Here is a 20,528-nt window from a genome sequence, read left to right as displayed (position 1 = left end):
CCGGCTTCCCGCACACCCATCGCAGACACGGCGGCCCCGGACCCGGCATACTCCGGCGGTGAGGGAGGTCCCATGCGCATCGCCTTGAGCCAGATGCTGTCCACCGGCTCGCCGGAACGGAACCTGGCCGCCGTCACCGGACAGACCGAACGGGCGGCGGCCGAGGGAGCCGAGGTGGTGGTGTTCCCCGAGGCGGCCATGGCCCGCTTCGGCATTCCGCTCGGCCCGGTCGCCGAACCGCTGGACGGCCCGTGGGCCGACAGCGTGCGGGCGGCGGCCGAGGCCGCCGGTGTCCTTGTCGTCGCCGGCATGTTCACCCCGGCGGAGGACGGCCGGGTGCGCAACACCTTGCTGATCACCGGACAGGGGGTGGACACCCACTATGACAAGATCCACCTCTTCGACGCCTTCGGCTTCGCCGAATCCGCCACCGTGGCCCCCGGCGACCGGGTGGTCACCGCCGAGGTCTCCGGAATCACCTGCGGGTTCGCCACCTGCTACGACGTCCGTTTCCCGGAACTCTTCCAGCGGCTGGCCCGGGAGGGAGCCGGACTGATCCTGCTGCCCGCCTCCTGGGGCGCGGGTGAGGGCAAGACAGCGCAGTGGGAGGTGCTCGTGCGGGCCCGCGCCCTGGACAGCACCTGCTGGGTGGCTGCCTGCGGCCAGGCCGATCCGGCGTCGGCCGGCGAGGCACCGGCGACCAGGGCGCCGACCGGCATCGGCCACAGCATGGTGGTCTCCCCGCTCGGCGAGATCCGCGCCCGGCTCGGCGCCGCTCCCGGTCTGCTGCTGGCCGACATCGATCCCGGCGAGACGGCCGGCGCCCGCGCGGCCGTCCCGGTGCTGGAGAACCGCCGCCCCGACGTGGTGTGAGGCGCCCCGGCAGCCGGAAGGGCGGCCGGGCCGCCCGGGGGCGGCGCGCTCAGGTGGCGGCGCGCGAGCGGCGCCGGGTCCGCGCGATGGTCGCCGAGCCGACCACCCGCGGGCCGTCGTAGAGCACGACGGCCTGGCCGGGGGCGACCCCGCGGACCGGCTCGTCGAAGGTGACCAGCAGTTCGGCCTCGGGGCCCGAGCCGGTGAGCTCGGCGGTCACCGGTGTCTCGTCGCCGTGCGCGCGCAGCTGCGCGGTGTAGGTGCCGAGGCCTTGCGGGGCCGTGCCGCACCAGCGGGGCCGCACCGCGGTGAGGGCCGTGACCTCCAGCGAACCGGCCGGACCGACCGTGACCGTGTTGTCCACCGGCGAGATGTCCAGCACGTACCGGGGCTTGCCGTCCGGTGCCGGGTGACCGATCCGCAGCCCCTTGCGCTGGCCGACGGTGAAGCCGTGCGCCCCGGAGTGCCGGCCCACCCTGTGCCCCTCCTCGTCGAGGATGTCGCCCTCGGCCGACCCCAGATGACGGGCCAGGAAGCCCTGGGTGTCCCCGTCGGCGATGAAGCAGATGTCGTGGCTGTCCGGCTTCCTGGCCACCGACAGGCCGCGGCGGGCCGCCTCGGCGCGGATCTCCTCCTTGGTGGTGGAGGTGTCGCCGAGGGGGAACATCGCGTGCGCGAGCTGCCGTCCGTCCAGGACGCCGAGCACGTAGGACTGGTCCTTGGCGAGGTCGGAGGCGCGGTGCAGCTCGCGGGTGCCGTCCTCGTTGACCACCACCGTGGCGTAGTGGCCGGTGCAGACCGCGTCGAAGCCCAGGGCGAGCGCCTTGTCCAGCAGTGCCGCGAACTTGATCTTCTCGTTGCAGCGCAGGCACGGGTTGGGCGTCCGGCCCGCCCGGTACTCGGCGAGGAAGTCCTCCACGACGTCCTGGCGGAAGCGTTCGGCCAGATCCCAGACGTAGAAGGGGATGCCGATGACGTCGGCCGCGCGACGGGCATCGCGTGAGTCCTCCACGGTGCAGCAGCCGCGGGCACCGGTCCGGAAGGACTGCGGATTGGCCGAGAGGGCCAGGTGGACGCCCGTCACGTCGTGGCCGGCCTCGGCCGCGCGCGCGGCCGCGACGGCCGAATCGACCCCGCCGGACATCGCGGCCAGCACCCGCAGGCGGCGGCCGTCACGGGCGGTCGGCGGGCTGGCGGCATCGCGGGGTGCACCGGGGTAGTCAGTCATAACGCACCCAGCGTACGGGGTCCGGGCGCCCGGGGGCCGGTCAGCTCAGGCCGGCCGTACGGGCCCGGTCCACCGCCGGGCCGATCGCCTCGGTCAGCAGCCGGACGTCCTCCGCGGTGCTGGTGTGTCCCAGCGAGAACCGCAGGGTGCCCCGGGCCAGTTCGCGGTCGGAGCCGGTGGCCAGGAGCACATGGCTGGGCTGGGCCACCCCGGCGGTGCAGGCCGAGCCGGTCGAGCACTGGATGTCCTGGGCGTCCAGGAGCAGCAGGAGCGAGTCGCCCTCACAGCCGGGGAAGGCGAAGTGGGCGTTGGCCGGGAGCCGCCCCGCGGGATCGGGGTCGCCGCCCAGGACCGCGTCGGGCACCGCCTTCCGGACGCCCTCGATCAGCTCGTCGCGCAGGGCGCCGATCTCCCGGGCGAACTCCTCGCGGCGGGCCGCCGCGAGTTCCGCGGCCACCGCGAACCCCGCGACCGCGGGCACGTCCAGGGTTCCGGAGCGCACGTCCCGTTCCTGGCCGCCGCCGTGCAGCAGCGGGGTCGGGGTCCAGGTGCGGCCCAGCAGCAGGGCGCCGATGCCGTAGGGGCCGCCGATCTTGTGGCCGGAGACGCTGAGCGCCGCCAGCCCGGAGGCGCCGAAGTCCACAGGCAGCTGGCCGACGGCCTGCACGGCGTCGGCGTGCATGGGGATGCCGTGCGCGGCGGCGATCCCGGCCAGCTCTGCGACCGGCTGGACCGTGCCGATCTCGTTGTTCGCCCACATCACGGTGACCAGGGCGACGTCGTCCGGATCGCGCTCGATCGCGGCGCGCAGGGACGCCGGGCCGACCCTGCCGAACCGGTCCACCGGCAGCCAGTCCACGCGTGCGCCCTCGTGGTCCGCCAGCCAGTTCACGACGTCCAGCACGGCGTGGTGCTCGACCGGGCTGGCCAGGATCCGCGTCCGCCGGGGGTCCTCGGCCCGCCGGGCCCAGTACAGGCCCTTGACGGCGAGATTGTCGGCCTCCGTCCCGCCGGCGGTGAGGACGACCTCGCTGGGCCGGGCACCGAGCGAGGCGGCGAGCTGCTCCCGTCCCTCCTCGACCACGCGCCGGGCCCGGCGGCCCGCCGAGTGCAGGGCGGAGGCGTTGCCGGTGACGGCCAGCAGGTCGGTCACCGCCTCCATGGCCTCGGGGAGCATGGGCGTGGTGGCGGCGTGGTCGAAGTAGGGCATGGTTCCCCGATTCTACGAGCCGGGAGGGAACAGCGGCGGGGCGCACGGCGTTCTTCGAGCCGGAGGACACCACGACATGAGTGACCGTTCCGCTCCCCCGCAGCCGTCCGAAGAACCCCCGGTGCACCGGGGGCCGAGCCGGCGTGCGCTGATCCTGGGCGGAACGGCGGTGGCCCTGGGTGCGGGAGCGGTCGCCCGCCGCGAGGAGCTGGCCCGCTGGTGGTGGCGGTACTCGGCGATGGAGGAGCCGCGGGTCGAGGGCGAGGTCGACCACCCGGGCGCCGAGTGGATACCCGCGGCCCGGGCGAACCTGCGGCGGGCCGGCAGACCCCGGGACTATCCGATCGACCGGGTCGTCATCCACATGCCGGAGGCGACGTACCCGATCACCCTGCGGGTCTTCCAGGACCCGTCGCACGGCGCCGCCACCCACTACGTGCTGCGGGCCGAGGACGGGCACGTCGCGCAGCTGGCCAGGGAGCTGGACGTCGCGTACCACGCCGGCAACCGGGCGTTCAACGAGCGCAGCATCGGCATCGAGCACGAGGGCTGGGCGCACGATCCCTCGACCCTGACCGACGCGATGTACGAGTCCTCCGCGCGTCTGGTCGCCGGGATCTGCGACCGGTACGGCATCCCGGTGGACCGGGAGCACATCGTCGGCCACAACGAGGTGCCCGATGTCGTCCGGATCTGCCCGGGTCCGCACTGGGACTGGGACCGCTATCTGGAGCTGGTCCGCCGCGAGGCCGCCTGACCCCCGGTCGCGGGCCGCCGGACACGGACCGGTCCGCTCCACCCGGATGCGCGGCAGCGGAGGCGCTCGGCCGCACATCACCCCCGCCACGCCGGGTACCCCGCCCCCAGGCACGACCAGAGAGGCAGGGATGACCCATGACCGACATCACCGACTGGCTCGACCGGACCTCCCGGGAAGTGGGGCGCAGGCCGACGCCCGAGGGCCAGGCACGGGTGCTGCTGCTGCGCCGCCACTGCCCCGCCCCGGTCCCCGAGGTCTGGGACGCCTGCACCGAACCCGATCACCTCAAGCGGTGGTTCCGGCCGGTGACCGGGGATCTGCGCCTGGGCGGGTCGTTCCACTTCGACGACCGCACGGGGGGCGAGATCCTGCGCTGCGAGCCGCCGAATCTGCTGGGTGTGACATGGGGGTACGGGAAGGAGGCCTCGAGTGAGGTGATCCTGCGCCTGGCCCCCGGCGAGGGGGACACCACCGCCCTGGAACTGGAGCACGGCCCGCTGCCCGACGAGGTCTCGGTGAACGGGAGCACCGTCGACCCGGTCGTCCAGGACGCCCCGGCCGGCGCGTTCGGGCTGGGGGCGCGCTGGGAGATGGTGCTGCACTTCCTGGAGCGCTATCTGCGCGGCGAGCCGACCGAGGATCCCGCCCAGTGGGAGGCGAGCGCGGCGGGCCAGGAGTTCGGCCGCCGGGGCGCGGACGCCTGGCGGTCGGTCGTCGCCGGCGCCTGAGGCCGGGGAAGGGCCTCGCTACCAGTGGTCGGGCCCCCCGCCGCGCCACTCGATGAGCCCGGGATCGTCCAGCCGCACCGCGTCCGGGTCGAGACCGGCCCGGCGCAGGAACTCCAGGAGCTCGCCGGGCCCGCGGGCCAGGCCGAGGATCTCGTCCCCGGCGCGCACGCGCCTGCCGCCTCCGGGGGCGGGTGGATGGACAACGATGCGCGGACGGGTCATGCGACCCAGCCTGCGCCCGCCGGACGAGAAACGCATCCGGTGTTCCGTCGCCGTGTCGCGGACGGCAGGTCCGAGGGGTGGGAACGACGGGCGGGAGGCCGGCGAGGAGGGCCGGTGCGGCGCCTTGAGAGTGCGCCGGGCGGAGCGGGCGCGTCAGGCAGCGGCGCGCACGTCGCGGCGGACGGCCTTGATCCAGCTGCTGCGGAGCCTGTCGAGCTCGGCGCGCTCCCGGGCACCCCACGGCCGGCCGCCGTGCTTGCGGACGTACCGGCGGATCGCCTCGTTGGCGGCCTCGGGGTCCGGCCGCGCCGGGGTCGGATCGGTCGACTGGGACATGCGTACGAGCATACGAGGAGCCACCCAGGGTCACCAACCGGATCACCCGTGTGGCGGCGTTTCGTGAGCGAAATCACTCGTACCGGAGGTTTCCGCCCACTTCCGCGCACCCCGCCCCGGACGTCACCGGACCCCGGGCCCGCTCCTGGGAGCGGACCCGGGGCCCGGTGCGGGTCCTTGCGGTGCTCCCCTTGGGAGCGAGCGGGCCCGTCAGCCGCGGTTCTCGGCCTGGAACATCCAGTGGTGCTTCTCCAGCTCCTGGGTCACCTGGATGAAGATGTCCTCCGTGACCGGGTCCACCTCGCCGGCCGACCGCATGCGCTCCCGCATCCGGGCAATGACCGCGCCCAGGGCGTCGACCAGGGACTGAACGGCTTCGGTGTCCTTCTGCCAGCCTTCGGGGAAGGCACCGATGCCCGTGCCGGAGGCCACCGTCGCGGCCCGGCCGTCGGGAGAGACGCCCAGCGCGGACGCGCGCTCGGCGACGATGTCCGTATGCGTCCGGGCGGTCTCCACGACCTCATCGAGTTGCAGGTGCACGGACCGGAAGCGGGGGCCGACGACGTTCCAGTGGGTCTGCTTGGCCACCAGGGAGAGGTCGATGAGATCCACCAGCGCACCCTGCAGCGCCTCACCCACGACCTTGAGCGTCGAGTCCGGGAGTGTGCTCTTCACCGAGTACATGTGTCGCCCACTTTCGTCCACGTTTGTGCGTTCATATGTCAGCGTACCCACGCCCTGCGTCCTGATGCCGGACGAGAATGTGACGCATGACATCGAGCACCGGCCACGGCCCGGACCGCGCTCCTGGCCTCGTCCGCCCCGCTGAGCAGGGCGACATGCCCGGGGTCTGCGCACTGGTGAACCACTACATCGAGCACGCGGTCGCGAACTTCCGCACCGAGCCGCAGCGGCCGAAGGAGTGGGAGGAGCTGTGGCACGCGCACCACGGCCGCTATCCCTGGCTGGTCGCGGAACAGGACGGCGAGATCGCCGGCTTCTGCTGCGCCGGGCCCTGGAAGACCCGCGGCGCCTACGCCTGGACGGCGGAGTCGACCGTGTACGTGGGGCCGGACCGCCTCGGGCAGGGACTGGGCTCCCGCCTGTACCGCCCGCTCCTGGCGACCCTCGCCGCGCAGGGATTCCGCAGCGTGGTCGCCGGCATCACGCTGCCCAACCCCGGCAGCGTCGCGCTGCACACGTCGATGGGCTTCGAGCCGGCCGGCCTGATCCGGGCCGCCGGTTTCAAGTTCGGGGCCTGGCACGACGTGGGCTACTGGCAGCTGCGGCTGGCCGGCGACGGTCCCCCCGGCGAGGTCCTTCCGGTTCCGCCGGGGGCGGGGTGACCCGGCCCCCGGACGGCGTCCCCCTCACGCATCCTCACAGTCAGGCCAGCAGGGCCCTGGCGAGCTGGCGGGACTGAGCGACCATACGGTCGGCGCTGTCCCAGATCTCCACGTCCTCCTCCAGGAAGCCGCCGGCCAGGTTGCGCGTCCCGATCGCCACCCGCAGCGGGCCGGGCGCGGGCCGGGCGCGGACATGGGTGGTGAGCTCGACGGTCGGCACCCATCCGGACAGGCCCAGATCGAAGGCGGTCGGCGGCATCGCGTCGCCGATGAGGAGCAGGGCCAGCGGGTCGGCGTCCCGGCCGTCGGCGAAAGCGAACCAGCCGCGGATCTCGCCGCGCCCGGAGGGCTTGCCCAGCGCCCAGCCCACGGTCGCGGGGTCGAGCCGGGAGGCCAGGCGGTGAAGCATCTCGACCTGTCCGGCCGGCCTCGGGTCCGCGGGGGCCTGGTCCACGCCCACGCAGTGCTCGTAGGGCGGCATCTGCGGAGGTTTGACGGCCGTCCGGACATCGGCGGGCAGCGCGTCGAGATCGCCGTAGGTGCCCAGCAGCCGGATCCGCTCGACCTCCCTGCCGTCCTCTCCGGTCTGGAACAGCGAGGCGCTGCCGGTGGAGAGGGTGTTCCCGGTGCGGGCCACCGACGTCCGGATCACCGCGGGGCCGGGACGGGTCGCCGTGAGGTAGTGCGCGGTGACGGTGAAGGGGTCCGGGTGCGGCAGGGTCCGGCCCAGAGCGCGGCCCAGCATGGCCTTCAGATAGCCGCCGTTGATGGCGGCGCTGATGGACCAGCCCGCCGAGATGTCCGCGTCGAACACGCCCGGCTCCCGCGGACGCACCGCGGTGTCCCGGTCGAATTCGCTGCCCCCGATGTGTCCGTCAGTCATGGGGCCACCGTATCGCGAATATGTTACTAAGCGGTAGATCAGCTTGCCTCGTCCTCGGCCGCCGTGCTCCGGCGGTGCCAGGCCCTCGGCGCCCGCCAGCCGTACACCGCGATGCCGGCCAGGTCGAGCCAGTAGGCGAAGGACGGGATCAGTTCCCTCACCGGTGCGGCCGTCCGGCCACCGGTCAGGACGGCCTCGGGTAGCCGTAGCCGCGCTGCCGGAGCGCCTGCACGCCCTGCTCGCGGCCGTCCGCGCGGCTGTAGAACGGCGCCGACCGCGTCCGCAGCCACATCGCCACCGGATCGTGGACATCGGACAGCGGAACGGTCGCCACCGGCAGGCCGTCGGGGACGACGGCGACGGCGCCGCGCATCATCTCCCGCACCGCCCCGGCGGTCCGCGCGCCCGGCTCGTCCGTCTCCACCCCGATGGCCAGGTAGGGCGCGCCCACCGCGGGCTCCACCCAGGCCCGGCGCAGGCTGCGCAGTTGCGGGGTGTTCCGGGCCCGCTCGGCCAGGCGCTCGTAGAACCGCGGCGCGCGGACGGCTGGCTCGCTGATCCGCAGCGGGCCCGCCGGCAGCCGGTCGAGCCCGAGGGCGATCCGGCGCAGGTCCGGCCAGGGCACGCCGAGCCCGCCGCCGGGCGCGTGCGGATTGAGCCACAGGCCCCAGCGGGCGGGGAAGAGCTCCGCGGCCAGCTCCCGGCCGCCGGCGATCTCGTGCGCGCGCGGCCAGGCGCTGGCCGCCAGTTCCTGCTCCGAGGTGACGCAGGGCACGTAGTCGTGGCCCAGGACCTCCATGGCGCCGAACCGCGCCCGCGGGTCCCCCGCCTCGCCGCTGTGCAGAAAGGCCCACACGCGGCTCTCGCCGAGAGAGGCCAGCAGCGCCTCGTAGGTGTCGAGCCGGTCGGCGGTCACCTCGGGCAGCAGCTCCTCGACGCTTCTCCCCTGGCTCACCGGCCCGGCCCTCCTCGCGCATGGTGCCGCCCGTCAGGACAGCAGCTCAACAGCCTCCTGACGACAGGATGCCCGATGTCAGGCGTCCCTCAGATAGAAGGGCTGCACACACTCCCGCAGCCAGTCGACCACCGGGTCCCGGGCCGCGTCGAGCAGCACCAGCTGCACCGGCCATCCGAGCGGGCAGCGGGCCAGGGCCCGGCCCAGTGCCTCCTGCACCGCCGCACCGGTCTCCGGGTCCACCAGATCGAGCTCCACCCCGACGAACAGGGCGGGCGGATCCCCCTCGGCACTGGCCAGCCCCCGGCGGGCGGAGAGCACCTGCCGCAGCTGCGACAGCTCACCCGCCGCCGCGGCCAGGAAGTCCACCGGCTCCTCCTGCCAGTCGGGCTCGAACAGCCGCATCCGGGCTCCGGAGGGCCGGCCGGGCTCGCGCCGGCCCGGGGTCAGCCGGCACAGCTCGGCCACCGCCTCGGGGGGCACCGGGAGCCCGACGGTGCCGCCGGGGTTCACGGCCATCCCGGCCTGGGGCGGCAGCCCGCGGGCGAACTCGCGCACCGGTGCCACGGTGAACGGCAGATGGGCGCCCTGGGACATCCCGAACTGCTCGGCCGAGCTGAACACCGGCACGAACACCCCACCGGCCAGTTCGATCGTCGGCAGGTCGAGACCGGCGCTGTCCGGGCCGCCGCCCTCCGGCAGCGGCACCCACAGCAGGCTGCGCGCCAGCACTTCCAGCAGCCGCGGGGCCGCGTCCGGCACCCCCACCGACGCCGCCAGTGTCTCCTCCAGCTCGTTGCACGGCCAGCCGCCGTGTCCCGACCCCTGCCGCGGAATGCTCATCGCGCCCAACCACCATCTCGTTCCCGGTCTGCACCGCACCCTAATGGCTGTCTCCGTCACCCGGCTGCCCGTCGTGTCGCGGCCCCTCGAATCCCCAGGTCATGGCAGTGACGGCGCAGGAGCGGACATCACCGGCAGCAGCGGAACGGTTGCGGTGGGTAGCCTCGGCCCGCACGGTGGACGAGAAGGCACCAACCGACACACGAAGGGACATTCTCCCCATGCGTATCACCCGCAAGACTGGCGTCCTTCTCGCTTCCGCCACCGCCGGAGCCCTCGTCCTCAGCAGCGGTGCGATGGCGGTCGGCGCCGTCGCGGACGACGACACGCCCGTGGCCGAGGCCCCGGCCGAGGCCGGACAGCCCACCGGCATCGAGCAGCTGCAGGACCTGCGTGAGGCCATCGCCCCGGTCACCGCCGCACTCCAGGCCGCCTCGGCCCGCGAGGGCCGGCTCTCCCAGGCCGAGGCCGAGCGGCACACCGAGGCGATCAGGGAAGCACTGCGCCCGCTGCTGGAGGGTGCCGGGCAGGCTCCGGCGGAGGGGCAGATCCTCCCGGCCGACGACATCGCACCGGCTGACGCCGCGGAGGCGGACGGCGCGCGCTCCCAGGTCGATGTCATCGCCGAGGCGGCCACCGCCGGCGATGTCGAGCGCGCCTCGGAAACCCTGCGCGAGGCACTCGAAGCCGCCTCCGCGCTGATGCCCGGACTCGGCGCCCTGCTCCCGGACCTCGGTGACGTTCCCGGGGAGGCGGACGCCGCCGAGGACGCGGACGCATCGCAGGAGGCCGGCCTCGCCGGTCAGTGGGAGCTCGTCGAGGGCAGCGGCTACCCCCAGGAGGCCGAGATCGAGGCCGGCTTCGAGGAGGACGCCGACGTGACCGAGGAGTGGGACGTCGCCGGGGAGTCGCAGGCGGAGATCCTGCCCGCCGCACCCGACAGCGCCGCCGAGGCCCTGGAGCGGATGCCCGAGCAGCAGGACATCGGCTGACCTCACCGGCTCCGCTCTCCGCGGCCCGTCGCCTCACCCCGGCGGGCCGCGCCCCGCGGTGCGGGCTATCCTCCGGCGCCGCCCCCGGTCCGGTCCTCCCGCGGCGGCCCGGGCCGTGCGATGATGTCGGCGTCAACTGCATACCGGCCGTTCGAACCCGCGCGGGAGAGTCCCCAGTTCTCTGGGGCGCCGAAGGAGCAAGTCCTCCCTTGAATCTCTCAGGCCCCTATACCGCGCAGGCGAGGCAGATCTGAAAAGCGGGCCGCCCCCGGGGCGGCCCCACCCACGGTGCAAGCCACCGGCCCGCGGGCCGCGGCGAACCTCTCAGGTGCAGATGACAGATGGGGAGAGCGCCAGTAACGCTGCGCCAGCGCGCACAGCCACGCCGCCCGCCCGCACCCCTGGGAGCACAGACATGACTTCGACCCCCCGGACGACGGCCCTCGACGCCGTGCACCGCGCCCTCGGGGCGACCATGACCGATTTCGCCGGCTGGGACATGCCGCTGCGCTACGGCAGCGAGCGCGCCGAGCACGAGGCGGTACGGTCCGGGGCCGGCCTGTTCGACCTGTCCCACATGGGGGAGATCACCGTCACCGGCCCGCAGGCCGGGGCCCTGCTCGACCACGCCCTGGTCGGGCATCTGTCCGCCGTGACCCCCGGGCGGGCCCGGTACACGATGATCTGCCGGGCGGACGGCGGCATCCTCGACGACCTGATCGTCTACCGGCTCGCCGACCAGGAGTACCTGGTCGTCGCCAACGCCGCGAACGCCCAGGTGGTGCTCGACGCGCTCACCGAGCGGCAGCCCGGCTTCGACGCCGTGGTCCGCGACGACCGGGACGCCTGGGCGCTGCTCGCCGTCCAGGGACCCCGGTCCGCGGAGATCCTCGGCGCCCTCACCGACACCGACCCCGGCGGGCTGAAGTACTACGCCGGGTCCCCCGGCACGGTTGCCGGCGTCCCCGCGCTGATCGCGCGCACCGGCTACACCGGGGAGGACGGCTTCGAGCTCTTCACCGCCCCCGGTGACGCCGAGCGGCTGTGGCACGCCCTGATGGAAGCCGGAAAGCCCGCGGACATGGTTCCGTGCGGGCTCGCCTGCCGTGACACGCTGCGCCTGGAGGCGGGCATGCCGCTGTACGGGCACGAGCTCACCACCTCCACCACACCGTTCGACGCCGGTCTGGGCCGGGTCGTCAAGTTCGACAAGCCCGGCGGCTTCGTGGGCCGCGCCGCGCTGGAGGCCGCGGCCGAGCGGGCCGCCGCGTCACCGCCGCGGGTGCTCACCGGCCTGGCGGCCGAGGGACGGCGGGTTCCGCGCGCCGGGTACCCCGTGACGGACCGGACGGGCGCGGTGATCGGCGAGGTCACCTCCGGCGCCCCCTCCCCCACGCTGGGCCGGCCCATCGCCCTGGCCTACGTGGACGCCGCGCACGCCGCACCCGGCACCGAGGGCGTGCACGTGGACATCCGCGGCAGGCTGGAGCCGTTCGAGGTGGTCGCCCTGCCGTTCTACAAGCGGCAGCGGTGAGCCGTCCGCCTGCCGCGCCCCCTGCCCCACCGATCCGACACATCCAGGAGAATTCCGCCATGAGCAACCCCGAGCAGCTGCGCTACAGCAAGGAACACGAGTGGCTGGCGACCGCCGACGACGGCCTCGCCACGGTCGGCATCACCGCGCACGCGGCCAACGCCCTGGGCGATGTGGTGTTCGTCCAGCTTCCGGAGCCCGGTGACACGGTCTCGGCCGGCGAGCCGTGCGGCGAACTGGAGTCGACCAAGTCCGTCAGTGACCTCTACTCCCCGGTCTCCGGCGAGATCACCGAGGTCAACCAGAACGTCGTGGACGACCCCGCGCTGGTGAACTCCTCACCCTTCGAGGCCGGCTGGCTGTTCAAGGTCCGGGTCGAGGGCGAGCAGGAGAACCTGCTGACCGCCGACGAGTACACCGCCTTCACCGGCGAGTGAGCCCCGCCGGACACGCGTCCGGCCTGTCCGTCCGGCCCCTTCCTTCCCGCAGCCAAGGAAATACATGTCCCTTCTGAACAGTCCGCTCCACGAGGTGGACCCGGACGTCGCCGCAGCGGTCGACGCCGAACTCCATCGTCAGCAGTCCACGCTGGAGATGATCGCCTCGGAGAACTTCGCCCCGGTGGCCGCCCTCCAGGCCCAGGGGTCCGTCCTCACGAACAAGTACGCCGAGGGCTACCCCGGCCGCCGCTACTACGGCGGCTGCGAGCACGTCGACGTCATCGAGGACCTCGCCCGGAGCCGTGTCAAGGAGCTGTTCGGCGCCGAGGCCGCCAACGTCCAGCCGCACTCGGGCGCCTCCGCGAACGCCGCGGCGATGGCCGCGCTGCTGGAGCCCGGTGACACGATCATGGGCCTGGACCTGGCTCACGGCGGTCACCTGACCCACGGTATGAAGATCAACTTCTCCGGCAGGCTCTACCGGGTCGTCCCCTACCACGTGGACGCGGCCACCGGTCTGGTGGACATGGCCGAGGTGGAGCGGCTCGCGCTGGAGCACCGGCCGAAGCTGATCGTCGCCGGATGGTCCGCCTACCCGCGGCAGCTGGACTTCGCGGCCTTCCGCCGCATCGCCGACGCGGCCGGCTCGCTGCTCATGGTGGACATGGCGCACTTCGCCGGTCTGGTCGCGGCCGGCCTGCACCCCAACCCGGTGCCGTTCGCCGACGTCGTCACCACCACCACCCACAAGACCCTGGGCGGCCCGCGCGGCGGAGTGATCCTCTCCCGCAAGGAGCACGCCAAGAAGATCAACAGCTCGGTCTTCCCCGGACAGCAGGGCGGGCCGCTGGAGCATGTCATCGCGGCCAAGGCGGTGGCCTTCAAGATCGCCGCCTCCGGCGAGTTCGCCGACCGCCAGCGGCGCACGCTGGAGGGCGCGCGCCTGCTGGCCGAGCGGCTGACCCGTCCGGACGCGGCGGCCGCCGGCGTCTCGGTCCTGACCGGCGGCACCGACGTGCACCTGGTCCTGGTCGACCTGCGCGAGTCGGAGCTGGACGGGCAGCAGGCCGAGGACCGGCTGCACGGCATCGGCATCACCGTGAACCGCAACGCCGTGCCGAACGACCCGCGGCCCCCGATGGTGACCTCCGGTCTGCGCATCGGCACCCCCGCGCTGGCCACCCGCGGCTTCACCGCCGAGGACTTCCGCGAGGTGGCCGATGTCATCGCCGAGGCGCTGCTGCCCGGCCCCGACGAGGGCGCGCTCAAGGCCAGGGTCTCCGCCCTGGCCGGCAAGCACCCGCTGTACCCCGGCCTGAACGCGTAGCACCCCGGGCGGGGCGCGGCCGGCGATCCCGGAGCGCCCCGCCCGTCCGACAGCCCGACCACGAGCAGACAAGGGAGTCCGCACCGTGGCCCTCTCCGCCTTCGACCTGTTCTCCGTCGGTATCGGCCCGTCCAGTTCGCACACCGTCGGCCCGATGCGCGCGGCGCTGATGTTCGCGCGCCGCCTCAAGGACGAGGGGGCGCTGGCGCGGACCGCCTCCGTGCGGGCGGAGCTCTTCGGCTCCCTGGGCGCCACCGGCCACGGCCACGGCACCCCCAAGGCCGTGCTGCTCGGCCTTGAGGGTCATGCCCCGGACACCGTGGACGTGGACACGGCCGACGACCGGGTGGACCAGATCCGCTCGGCCCGGCGCCTGCGGCTGCTGGACACCGAGATCGGTGACAGCCAGGAGATCGCCTTCGACCCCGATGCCGACCTCGTGCTGCACCGCCGCCGGTCGCTGCCCTACCACCCCAACGGCATGACACTGTCCGCCCGGGACGCCGGGGGCGTGCCGCTGCTGGCGAAGACCTACTACTCGGTGGGCGGCGGCTTCGTGGTCGACGAGGAGGCGGCCGGAGCGGACCGCGTCCGGCTCGACGACACCACCGTGCGGTACCCGTTCCGCTCCGGCGACGAACTGCTCCGCCTGACCAGGGAGACCGGGCTGTCGGTCTCCGCGCTGATGATGGAGAACGAGAAGGCCTGGCGGACGGAGGCCGAGATCCGGGCGGGTCTGCTGGAGATCTGGCGGGTCATGCGGGAGTGCGTGCGTCGCGGGCTCACCCGGGAGGGCATCCTGCCCGGCGGGCTCAGGGTCCGCCGGAGGGCCGCCACCTGCGCACGGCAGCTGAGGGCCGAGGGCGGCCGGGAAGGGCTGGCCATGGAGTGGGTCACCCTCTACGCCATGGCGGTCAACGAGGAGAACGCGGCCGGCGGGCGGGTGGTGACCGCCCCCACCAACGGCGCCGCGGGCATCATCCCGGCGGTCCTCATGTACTACTCCGACTTCGTGCCGTCCGCCGACGAGGACTCCGTGGTCCGCTTCCTGCTGGCCGCGAGCGCGATCGGCATGCTCTTCAAGGAGAACGCCTCGATCTCCGGCGCCGAGGTGGGCTGCCAGGGCGAGGTGGGCTCGGCCTGCTCGATGGCGGCCGGCGGGCTGGCCGAGGTGCTCGGCGGCTCCCCGCGGCAGGTGGAGAACGCCGCGGAGATCGGCATCGAGCACAACCTCGGTCTCACCTGCGATCCGGTGGGCGGTCTGGTGCAGATCCCCTGCATCGAGCGCAACGGCATGGCCGCGGTCAAGGCGATCACCGCGGCCCGCATGGCGCTGCGCGGCGACGGCCTGCACCACGTCTCGCTGGACAAGGCCATCAAGACCATGAAGGAAACCGGCGCGGACATGAGCGTGAAGTACAAGGAGACCGCCCGCGGCGGCCTCGCGGTCAACATCATCGAGTGCTAGGGGAACAGGCCCTGACCAGCGCTTTCGTACCTTTCAGCGCTGTCAGGGCCTTCCCTGCTTACGCGGCGGAAAGTCCCTGAAACCTCCCTGGGACAGACGTGAAAGTCCCTGAAAAGTCCCTGGGATTCCAGGGCGATGGTGCGGATCAGCAGGTGGGACAGCGTGTGGAGGGCGATGTAGCGCAGGCCCGGCCAGCCGGCCATGAGGTCGAAGTCGTCGCGCTTGATGCGGTCCGAATAGCGCCGGTGGCGGAAGTACTTGTAGGCGGTCTGGTGTGCCAAGGCAGGTTCCGAGTTCGCGACGTGCTCGTGCCAGTCGGCGAGGAGGGGTTCGGAGACCCGCAGGAAGATGCCTTCGCCTCGCACTTCGCTGGCCGGAACCCAGGTGGGCGTGTCGCGGGCGAGCTCCACGAGGCTGACCAGGTCCGGCTCATCGGGGTCGGGGGCGTCCAGGCGCGTGAAGCCGGTGAGCGCGCGCACCTCGCGCAGCCGCTCGACCTGGGCGATGTCAGAGAAGATGCCGGACAGTGTCTCCGGCACGCCCTTCGCGTCCCGGCGGAGCGTGAAGTCGGCGGTGGGGTCAGGGGGATTCGGCGTGGTGAAGATCTCCCACTCCGGGGTCAGCAGGTCGATCGCGGTTGGCTGTTGCGGGCTGTCTCCGTTGTCGGTTGCTTCCAGCTCGGCGCGGTGGGCCGCGATCGCTTCGTAGACCTCGGCCTGCTCCCACTGGTGCAGGGTGATGTAGGCCGACTCGTCCCAGAGTAGGTCCAGGTGGTCGGGGTTCTTGATCTTTTGGAGCTTGTCCCAGAGCTGCTCCACCTTGGCTGCCAGCGCGCTCTGGCCGGTCGCTGGGACGGCGAGGGCGGTGAGTGTCCGGGCGAACCACTGGTTGGACGCGCCGGCGACGACCAGCCGTGGCTGCTCCTTGCAGCCCGTGGCGGCGAAGGTGCCCAGGTGCGGGTGCCGGCCCCGGCAGCGCGGGAGTTCGGCGAGTCCCCGTTCACCCGTGGCTTGGTTCATGTTCCGGGTCGCGTGGCAGTTGGTGCACTGGATGCTGACGTTGGCGCCCTGGTTACCTCCGTGGTCCTCCATCCGCAGTGTCGGGTGCGTCGTCTCAGCGCAGGGTGCGCCTTGGTGAACGAACCACTGGTAGGGGAACTCGTCGAGGTGCCCGTCGGTGCACGCCAGCAGGAAGCGGGCGGTGACGGCGAGCGGCTTCTTGCGCTTCGACGGGCAGGAGGTGTGGAAGAAGCGGGCCAGGTCCGGCCGCCGGGGCTGGGCGTTCTCGAACGTCCACCAGGTGGTGTCGAGAGCGGCCAGTGTGTTGCAGGCCGTGCAGCGCAGCCACGCCGGGAAGGGCACCGTCGGTACGCCGACGCGGGCGGCCGGCCCGTTCGGGTCGGTGTCCAGGCCGTCCAGCCACGGTGCGGGCCGGAGTTGCGTGACGTTGGGGTTGCGGGTGGTGCGGCGGACGGCTTCGAGGAGCCGGGGCTCGGCGAGGGGTTCCCACTCGATGTTGTCGTAAGACCAGTCGTCCAGCCCCCGTACCAGGACGGCGAAGTTCGGCAGGTCCACGAGAGAGCCGACGCCGGCGGTGAACATCAGGTGGCTGGGCCGCACGGAGCCGACGCGGCGGCGGTGGCTCGGGGAGGTCGGCGCGGTCACTCGGTACCTCCGTGTTCGTCGCCGTTGTCGTCGCTGGTCTCGGTATCGCTGTCGGGTGGTGACTCCTGTGCCCCTGCGGTCCATGGGGGGCGCCGTAGGGTGCCTGGGTCAGGGTGCTGATGCTGCCGGGCACCAGGAGGTTGATCTCGTTCTCCGTCTCGCGCATCGACATGGGGACGGTGAGGTCGGTCCAGGCTCCGTTGCCCGCGGACTGGAGCAGCCCTGCCATCTGCTGCTTGTTCTCGCTGCGGGCCTGGTAACCCAGCCGGGCGGAGGTGCCCTTCGCCTGTTCCCAACGCTCCTTGACCACGGCGAGGCGTTCGGCCAGGTAGCCCTGGCCGCGTTCGCCACCGCCACCGTGGAAGGCCCGCTGGAGGAAGCGCTCGGTGATCCGCTCTGCTGCGGGCGAGTCCATGCCGACGTCGTAGGCCGCCCGGTTGGCGGAGTGAGCCTCCTCGGCGTTGCGCAGCGCGGCGATGAACGCGGCGGCGGTACCGCGGTCGAGTGACCTGCGGGAGCAGGGCGTGACCGAGAGCGCCTCGACCTGCCGGTAGAACGTCGCGTGGTAGTGCTCGAAGTCCTCGTAGTGCGCGAGGTCGCGCGGCCGGGTCCAGTTGTAGAGGGTGACCACGAGACCAGGGCGCGCGGCGTCACGGCCCACGTGGGACGACGCCTGGATGTACTCCGCGGTGTTCTTCGGCTGCCCGGTGACCATCATCAGGCCGAAGCGGGAGACATCCACACCGACCTGCAGCATCGAGGTGGCCAGTACGACGTCGACCGGCTGGCGCTCGAAGTCCAGCTCGGGAACGACCGGCGCCCGCTTCTCATTCTTCGCCGCCCTCAGCTCAGCGGCGATCGCGGCCCGGCGCGCGGAGGTGCGCAGCTCCGGGTCGAAGGAGTTCTCCAGCTGCTTGAGGACCTCGGTGATGTCCGCCGAGGAGATCCGGGAGGTCAGCTCCTGGGTGGTGAGCATTCCTGTGCTCGCCAGTCGGTCGGACAGCGCCCCGGCGTCCCGCACTCGGCGATGCCCGTTACGGCGCACCCTGGTCGTCACATCGTCGTCCAGGAAGCGCCGCATACCGGCGAGTTCACGGGTGGCGTTGAAGTAGCCGACCAGCGTCATATACGGGTCCGCGTCGCGGCCGTGCTCGTCGAAGAGGGTCCGCCCGGCCAGCAGCAGGATCTCCGCGATCCGAATCTCCGCGGACTTCATACGGACGCCGTGCGCACACACACCGAAGTAACGGCGGCCCGGTGTCTTCTCGGTCACCGGCACCTGCCGGGAGAAGAACGTGTCCCCGACCTCCAACACCTGCGGCGGGAAGATCGCCAGACCGCGGCCGAACACACCACGCACCTGCTGCGCCGCGCGCTTCGTCGTCGCCGTGGACGCCACGATCTTCGGCCCAGTGACCACCACGGTCCCGTCCTCCTGGACGGTCTCCCAGGTGCACAGCTCATCCACGGCCGACTCGAACAGGCCGACCGTGGTCCCCAGTGCCCCGGAGATCAGGTGCAGTTCATCCTGGATGATCAGGTCCGGCGGCCGAAACCGCGAGACCGGCTCAAGCTCCTTGGTACCGGGCAGGGCGCCCTTCTTCGGGTGCTTGCCAGTGCACTCGATCCGCCGGCCCAGATCCGGATGCCAGTAACCATGCCGTGCGCAGCGGCGCCTCACCCGTCCGAACAGCATCCCGGCATAACCCTGCCAGGGGAGCTGCGCCATCTTGTCGACCGTGGCGATCACCAGAGCGGGCAGCAGCCGGTAGATCTCCTCATCCACCATGAGGATCGGCAGCCTCACCCTTCGCCTTCACATACGAGAAGCGGCACGCCTACGCGCCCTCGCTGTTCGCGCAGTACAGCAGGATGCGCCGCCGCTCGCCGTCCGTGGTCTTGGCCGACACCTCGATCCGGGAACCGCACCACGGACACAGCTTGGTCTGCAGCACACTCGCCCGCTTGGTCGTGGCGCCCAAGGCGTCCATGGACAGCACGAGCCCGGCCAGCTGCTCCGAATCCTGCAGCGCGATGGTGGCCGGCACGTCGCAGTACGGCAGCCACCGCGTCTCCAGCCGGTGGGCATGCCGCTCCCCGTCATGCACCTCCGCGTGTACCGCGACGTTGCGACCGTTCGCGTGCCGCAGCTCGTTGCGGTACAGGAGCCGAAGGTGCTGCTCTTCGGGGTCCTCGCTGTGCGCCGCGATGTCGTCCAGCGGATCGTCAACCGGCGCGAACACGGCCTGCGCACCGTCCAGCGCCACCACGGTCAGCTGCGCCTGAAACAGCCACACGGTGTCCTTGTTGTTCTGCGGCTCCTCCTGCGCATTGACCAGCGCCAGCTCCACCACACGCAGACCACCGGCCTGCTGCCGCACCTCGACAGCGAGAAACACGTCTGGCTGGGTGCCGTCCCCCTGCAACGGCACCCTGTAGGAGGCGGCGCCGTCGAGGGCGACCTCCTTCTCCAAGGACACCGGCTCCCGCGACCACACGCGACGGGAGACACCCGCCTCGTCCAGCGCCTCTGACTTTGTGTACCGCCCCCACGACGCGGTGACGCTGAGCTTGTCGATGCCGGCAATCACGGCGAAGGACAGCCCCATGGACGAAGCCCACATCCGGCCCGCGTTCTGCGGCGTGAGCAGATCAGGCAGCTCCCCGTCGTCACCGTTCACATCGCCGCCGAGCTCGCTGTCCAGCCCTCCCAGCGAGGCGTCCGCCGCCGACTTGGCCACCTCCCGCGGCCCCAGCTTCCCCACCAGATACCGGTCCCCCGGACCGCTGGCCTTCGGTGCGAAGGACTCCAGCGACCCGTTCCACGGACCGAGCAGGTCATCCTCGATGATCTGCTGAAGCGCGTCCCGCACCTGGTAGGAGGACGCCTCAGTGAACTCCTGCGGCACCTGCCACGCCGGGACGTCACCCGTGGCCTTCACCGGCTCATTCGACATCGAACAGCCCCTCCCCCTGCGGAGCGGGCTTGGCCACCCGCTTCTTCGCCTTCTTCCCGGCGCCCTTCTCATGCAGCCCGGCCGCCTTCTCGGCGGCATAGCGCTGATGGTTCTCCTCCAGCAGCCGGTCGAGAACCCTAGTACTCCAGCCGTAGATGTGGATCTTGCTGGTGGGGCCGGCTGCGGAGACAGGTGCGGCCACCGGTGATCATCAGTGTGTGAAGACAGAAGATCAGGCGGTGGCCGCAGGCCACAGCGTAGACCCTGCCCGTTGGGACGACGACTTCGAGGGGCTGATGCAGCGCATAGCCGGACGGGTTGCCCGTTCCGAGCCCCGCACTCGTGTGGGCAAGTTCATCCGTGGCTTGCTGGCCCCGCTGCCGCGGAAGAACTGCTGGACGATCGCGGTGCGACACGAAGCCGCTTGAGTTGAGTGGGACTCATCGGAGGAGGTTCGACCGATGTCGAAGGTGTAGTGCCCGGTCCCGTGCGTAAGGACCGTCCCCGCCTCGGCGTGCGCTGCGGGTAACTGCTGCGTGCGAAGCCCGGGGAACAGGCCCAAGGATCCGCGTTCCATCCGTGGATTACAGGCTGGGGAAGACCGGACGGGTGAAGAACATGAACCCTCGTTGATGCCTCGTCATCCAGACTTCCGCCGATGGGATGCGGCAGCGGGAGAACAGGGGCCGGCCGCTGCGAGGCGGCGGGTGCCGGCTGGGGAAGCTAAGGGCTGTCCCGTAACTGCTGGTCACGGGTGAGATG

General features: G+C 72.3%; 21 protein-coding genes, 1 pseudogene and 1 riboswitch. Of the genes and pseudogenes, 10 read left to right on the top strand and 12 right to left on the bottom strand.

The features are described 5' to 3' along the window. Positions 1-72: 72 nt before the first annotated feature. A complete protein-coding gene (locus ABD299_RS11920) occupies positions 73-873 on the top strand; it encodes a carbon-nitrogen hydrolase family protein (protein WP_344261343.1) in 801 nt (266 codons plus the stop codon). Positions 874-922: 49 nt separating this feature from the next. On the opposite strand, the gene mnmA is transcribed toward ABD299_RS11920, so the two are convergent. Both mnmA and ABD299_RS11910 read right to left on the bottom strand, forming a co-directional pair. Continuing rightward, the gene (mnmA, locus tag ABD299_RS11915) at positions 923-2,101 is read right to left on the bottom strand and encodes a tRNA 2-thiouridine(34) synthase MnmA (RefSeq protein WP_344261341.1); all 1,179 of its coding nucleotides are present in this window, start codon (positions 2,099-2,101) and stop codon (positions 923-925) included. A gap of 40 nt (positions 2,102-2,141) precedes the next feature. Beyond that, the gene (locus ABD299_RS11910; protein WP_344261339.1) at positions 2,142-3,311 is read right to left on the bottom strand and encodes a cysteine desulfurase family protein; all 1,170 of its coding nucleotides are present in this window, start codon (positions 3,309-3,311) and stop codon (positions 2,142-2,144) included. Between the two features lie 76 nt (positions 3,312-3,387). Here ABD299_RS11910 and ABD299_RS11905 point away from each other — a divergent pair, with 76 nt between their 5' ends. After that, positions 3,388-4,068 carry an N-acetylmuramoyl-L-alanine amidase gene (locus tag ABD299_RS11905; protein ID WP_344261337.1) on the top strand — a complete coding sequence of 227 codons (681 nt, stop codon included), beginning with the start codon at positions 3,388-3,390 and terminating at the stop codon, positions 4,066-4,068. A gap of 137 nt (positions 4,069-4,205) precedes the next feature. Then, a complete protein-coding gene (locus tag ABD299_RS11900; RefSeq protein ID WP_344261335.1) occupies positions 4,206-4,799 on the top strand; it encodes an SRPBCC domain-containing protein in 594 nt (197 codons plus the stop codon). Positions 4,800-4,817: 18 nt separating this feature from the next. Here the strand turns inward: ABD299_RS11900 and ABD299_RS11895 are convergent, their stop codons facing one another. The 3 genes from ABD299_RS11895 to ABD299_RS11885 form a co-directional block, all read right to left on the bottom strand. Next, positions 4,818-5,021, bottom strand: coding sequence for a hypothetical protein (locus tag ABD299_RS11895; RefSeq protein ID WP_344261333.1), 204 nt, complete (start codon positions 5,019-5,021; stop codon positions 4,818-4,820). Between the two features lie 153 nt (positions 5,022-5,174). After that, a complete protein-coding gene (locus ABD299_RS11890; protein ID WP_344261331.1) occupies positions 5,175-5,357 on the bottom strand; it encodes a hypothetical protein in 183 nt (60 codons plus the stop codon). A 210-nt stretch (positions 5,358-5,567) separates the two neighbouring features. Then, on the bottom strand, positions 5,568-6,041 hold the full coding sequence (locus ABD299_RS11885; protein WP_344261330.1) for a Dps family protein: 474 nt from the start codon (positions 6,039-6,041) through the stop codon (positions 5,568-5,570). Between the two features lie 86 nt (positions 6,042-6,127). Between ABD299_RS11885 and ABD299_RS11880 the strand changes: the two genes are divergently transcribed. Further along, positions 6,128-6,703 carry a GNAT family N-acetyltransferase gene (locus ABD299_RS11880; protein WP_344261328.1) on the top strand — a complete coding sequence of 192 codons (576 nt, stop codon included), beginning with the start codon at positions 6,128-6,130 and terminating at the stop codon, positions 6,701-6,703. A 40-nt stretch (positions 6,704-6,743) separates the two neighbouring features. Here ABD299_RS11880 and ABD299_RS11875 read toward each other — a convergent pair whose 3' ends face one another. The 4 genes from ABD299_RS11875 to ABD299_RS11860 form a co-directional block, all read right to left on the bottom strand. Then, on the bottom strand, positions 6,744-7,586 hold the full coding sequence (locus tag ABD299_RS11875; protein WP_344261326.1) for a thioesterase family protein: 843 nt from the start codon (positions 7,584-7,586) through the stop codon (positions 6,744-6,746). 38 nt (positions 7,587-7,624) lie between these two features. Continuing rightward, the gene (locus tag ABD299_RS11870) at positions 7,625-7,747 is read right to left on the bottom strand and encodes a hypothetical protein (RefSeq protein ID WP_344261324.1); all 123 of its coding nucleotides are present in this window, start codon (positions 7,745-7,747) and stop codon (positions 7,625-7,627) included. Between the two features lie 23 nt (positions 7,748-7,770). Beyond that, the gene (locus tag ABD299_RS11865) at positions 7,771-8,541 is read right to left on the bottom strand and encodes an enhanced serine sensitivity protein SseB C-terminal domain-containing protein (RefSeq protein WP_344261322.1); all 771 of its coding nucleotides are present in this window, start codon (positions 8,539-8,541) and stop codon (positions 7,771-7,773) included. A 78-nt stretch (positions 8,542-8,619) separates the two neighbouring features. Then, the gene (locus ABD299_RS11860; RefSeq protein WP_344261320.1) at positions 8,620-9,384 is read right to left on the bottom strand and encodes an enhanced serine sensitivity protein SseB; all 765 of its coding nucleotides are present in this window, start codon (positions 9,382-9,384) and stop codon (positions 8,620-8,622) included. Between the two features lie 221 nt (positions 9,385-9,605). Here ABD299_RS11860 and ABD299_RS11855 point away from each other — a divergent pair, with 221 nt between their 5' ends. The 5 genes from ABD299_RS11855 (at position 9,606) to ABD299_RS11835 (ending at position 15,145) form a co-directional block, all read left to right on the top strand. After that, complete coding sequence (locus ABD299_RS11855) at positions 9,606-10,376, top strand: hypothetical protein (RefSeq protein WP_344261318.1); 771 nt, start codon at positions 9,606-9,608, stop codon at positions 10,374-10,376. Positions 10,377-10,528: 152 nt separating this feature from the next. Beyond that, positions 10,529-10,620, top strand: a riboswitch (glycine riboswitch). A gap of 171 nt (positions 10,621-10,791) precedes the next feature. Then, positions 10,792-11,910: a glycine cleavage system aminomethyltransferase GcvT gene (gene gcvT, locus ABD299_RS11850; RefSeq protein ID WP_344261316.1), complete on the top strand. Its 1,119-nt coding sequence runs from the start codon at positions 10,792-10,794 to the stop codon at positions 11,908-11,910. Positions 11,911-11,969: 59 nt separating this feature from the next. Next, positions 11,970-12,347 (top strand): glycine cleavage system protein GcvH, encoded by a 378-nt coding sequence (gene gcvH / locus ABD299_RS11845; protein WP_344261314.1) that lies wholly within the window; start codon positions 11,970-11,972, stop codon positions 12,345-12,347. A 64-nt stretch (positions 12,348-12,411) separates the two neighbouring features. Further along, entirely contained in the window at positions 12,412-13,677 is a 1,266-nt protein-coding gene (gene glyA / locus ABD299_RS11840; protein WP_344261312.1) for a serine hydroxymethyltransferase, read from the top strand. A gap of 85 nt (positions 13,678-13,762) precedes the next feature. After that, entirely contained in the window at positions 13,763-15,145 is a 1,383-nt protein-coding gene (locus ABD299_RS11835; RefSeq protein ID WP_344261310.1) for an L-serine ammonia-lyase, read from the top strand. On the opposite strand, the gene drmB is transcribed toward ABD299_RS11835, so the two are convergent. From drmB to ABD299_RS11820, 3 genes are all read right to left on the bottom strand, one after another. Continuing rightward, on the bottom strand, positions 15,142-16,746 hold the full coding sequence (gene drmB, locus ABD299_RS11830; RefSeq protein WP_344261308.1) for a DrmB family protein: 1,605 nt from the start codon (positions 16,744-16,746) through the stop codon (positions 15,142-15,144). The two genes, ABD299_RS11835 and drmB, sit on opposite strands and share 4 nt — an antisense overlap. Positions 16,747-18,647: 1,901 nt before the next feature. Continuing rightward, a complete protein-coding gene (locus ABD299_RS11825) occupies positions 18,648-19,766 on the bottom strand; it encodes a hypothetical protein (protein WP_344261306.1) in 1,119 nt (372 codons plus the stop codon). After that, positions 19,756-19,968 (bottom strand): hypothetical protein, encoded by a 213-nt coding sequence (locus tag ABD299_RS11820; RefSeq protein ID WP_344261304.1) that lies wholly within the window; start codon positions 19,966-19,968, stop codon positions 19,756-19,758. Before ABD299_RS11820 ends, ABD299_RS11825 begins: the two co-directional genes overlap by 11 nt. A gap of 94 nt (positions 19,969-20,062) precedes the next feature. On the opposite strand from ABD299_RS11820, the pseudogene ABD299_RS11815 reads away from it, so the two are divergent. Further along, positions 20,063-20,179 (top strand): annotated as a pseudogene (locus ABD299_RS11815) (IS701 family transposase); the annotation flags it as partial. Positions 20,180-20,528 lie beyond the last annotated feature (349 nt).

The sequence above is a fragment of the Streptomyces sodiiphilus genome (assembly GCF_039529215.1).
In the GTDB taxonomy this organism is placed as follows: domain Bacteria; phylum Actinomycetota; class Actinomycetes; order Streptomycetales; family Streptomycetaceae; genus Streptomyces; species Streptomyces sodiiphilus.
The sequence above is the reverse complement of the archived record's forward strand: the minus strand, read 5'-3'. Positions and strand labels throughout refer to the sequence as shown.

Excerpts from the sequence above, each read along its gene's own strand:
- ABD299_RS11920 (WP_344261343.1), top strand. The coding sequence starts at position 73 with ATGCGCATCGCCTTGAGCCAGATGCTGTCCACCGGCTCGCCGGAACGG.
- mnmA (WP_344261341.1), bottom strand. The coding sequence starts at position 2,101 with ATGACTGACTACCCCGGTGCACCCCGCGATGCCGCCAGCCCGCCGACC.
- ABD299_RS11910 (WP_344261339.1), bottom strand. The coding sequence starts at position 3,311 with ATGCCCTACTTCGACCACGCCGCCACCACGCCCATGCTCCCCGAGGCC.
- ABD299_RS11905 (WP_344261337.1), top strand. The coding sequence starts at position 3,388 with ATGAGTGACCGTTCCGCTCCCCCGCAGCCGTCCGAAGAACCCCCGGTG.
- ABD299_RS11900 (WP_344261335.1), top strand. The coding sequence starts at position 4,206 with ATGACCGACATCACCGACTGGCTCGACCGGACCTCCCGGGAAGTGGGG.
- ABD299_RS11895 (WP_344261333.1), bottom strand. The coding sequence starts at position 5,021 with ATGACCCGTCCGCGCATCGTTGTCCATCCACCCGCCCCCGGAGGCGGC.
- ABD299_RS11890 (WP_344261331.1), bottom strand. The coding sequence starts at position 5,357 with ATGTCCCAGTCGACCGATCCGACCCCGGCGCGGCCGGACCCCGAGGCC.
- ABD299_RS11885 (WP_344261330.1), bottom strand. The coding sequence starts at position 6,041 with ATGTACTCGGTGAAGAGCACACTCCCGGACTCGACGCTCAAGGTCGTG.
- ABD299_RS11880 (WP_344261328.1), top strand. The coding sequence starts at position 6,128 with ATGACATCGAGCACCGGCCACGGCCCGGACCGCGCTCCTGGCCTCGTC.
- ABD299_RS11875 (WP_344261326.1), bottom strand. The coding sequence starts at position 7,586 with ATGACTGACGGACACATCGGGGGCAGCGAATTCGACCGGGACACCGCG.
- ABD299_RS11860 (WP_344261320.1), bottom strand. The coding sequence starts at position 9,384 with ATGAGCATTCCGCGGCAGGGGTCGGGACACGGCGGCTGGCCGTGCAAC.
- ABD299_RS11855 (WP_344261318.1), top strand. The coding sequence starts at position 9,606 with ATGCGTATCACCCGCAAGACTGGCGTCCTTCTCGCTTCCGCCACCGCC.
- gcvT (WP_344261316.1), top strand. The coding sequence starts at position 10,792 with ATGACTTCGACCCCCCGGACGACGGCCCTCGACGCCGTGCACCGCGCC.
- gcvH (WP_344261314.1), top strand. The coding sequence starts at position 11,970 with ATGAGCAACCCCGAGCAGCTGCGCTACAGCAAGGAACACGAGTGGCTG.
- glyA (WP_344261312.1), top strand. The coding sequence starts at position 12,412 with ATGTCCCTTCTGAACAGTCCGCTCCACGAGGTGGACCCGGACGTCGCC.
- drmB (WP_344261308.1), bottom strand. The coding sequence starts at position 16,746 with ATGTTCACCGCCGGCGTCGGCTCTCTCGTGGACCTGCCGAACTTCGCC.
- ABD299_RS11825 (WP_344261306.1), bottom strand. The coding sequence starts at position 19,766 with ATGTCGAATGAGCCGGTGAAGGCCACGGGTGACGTCCCGGCGTGGCAG.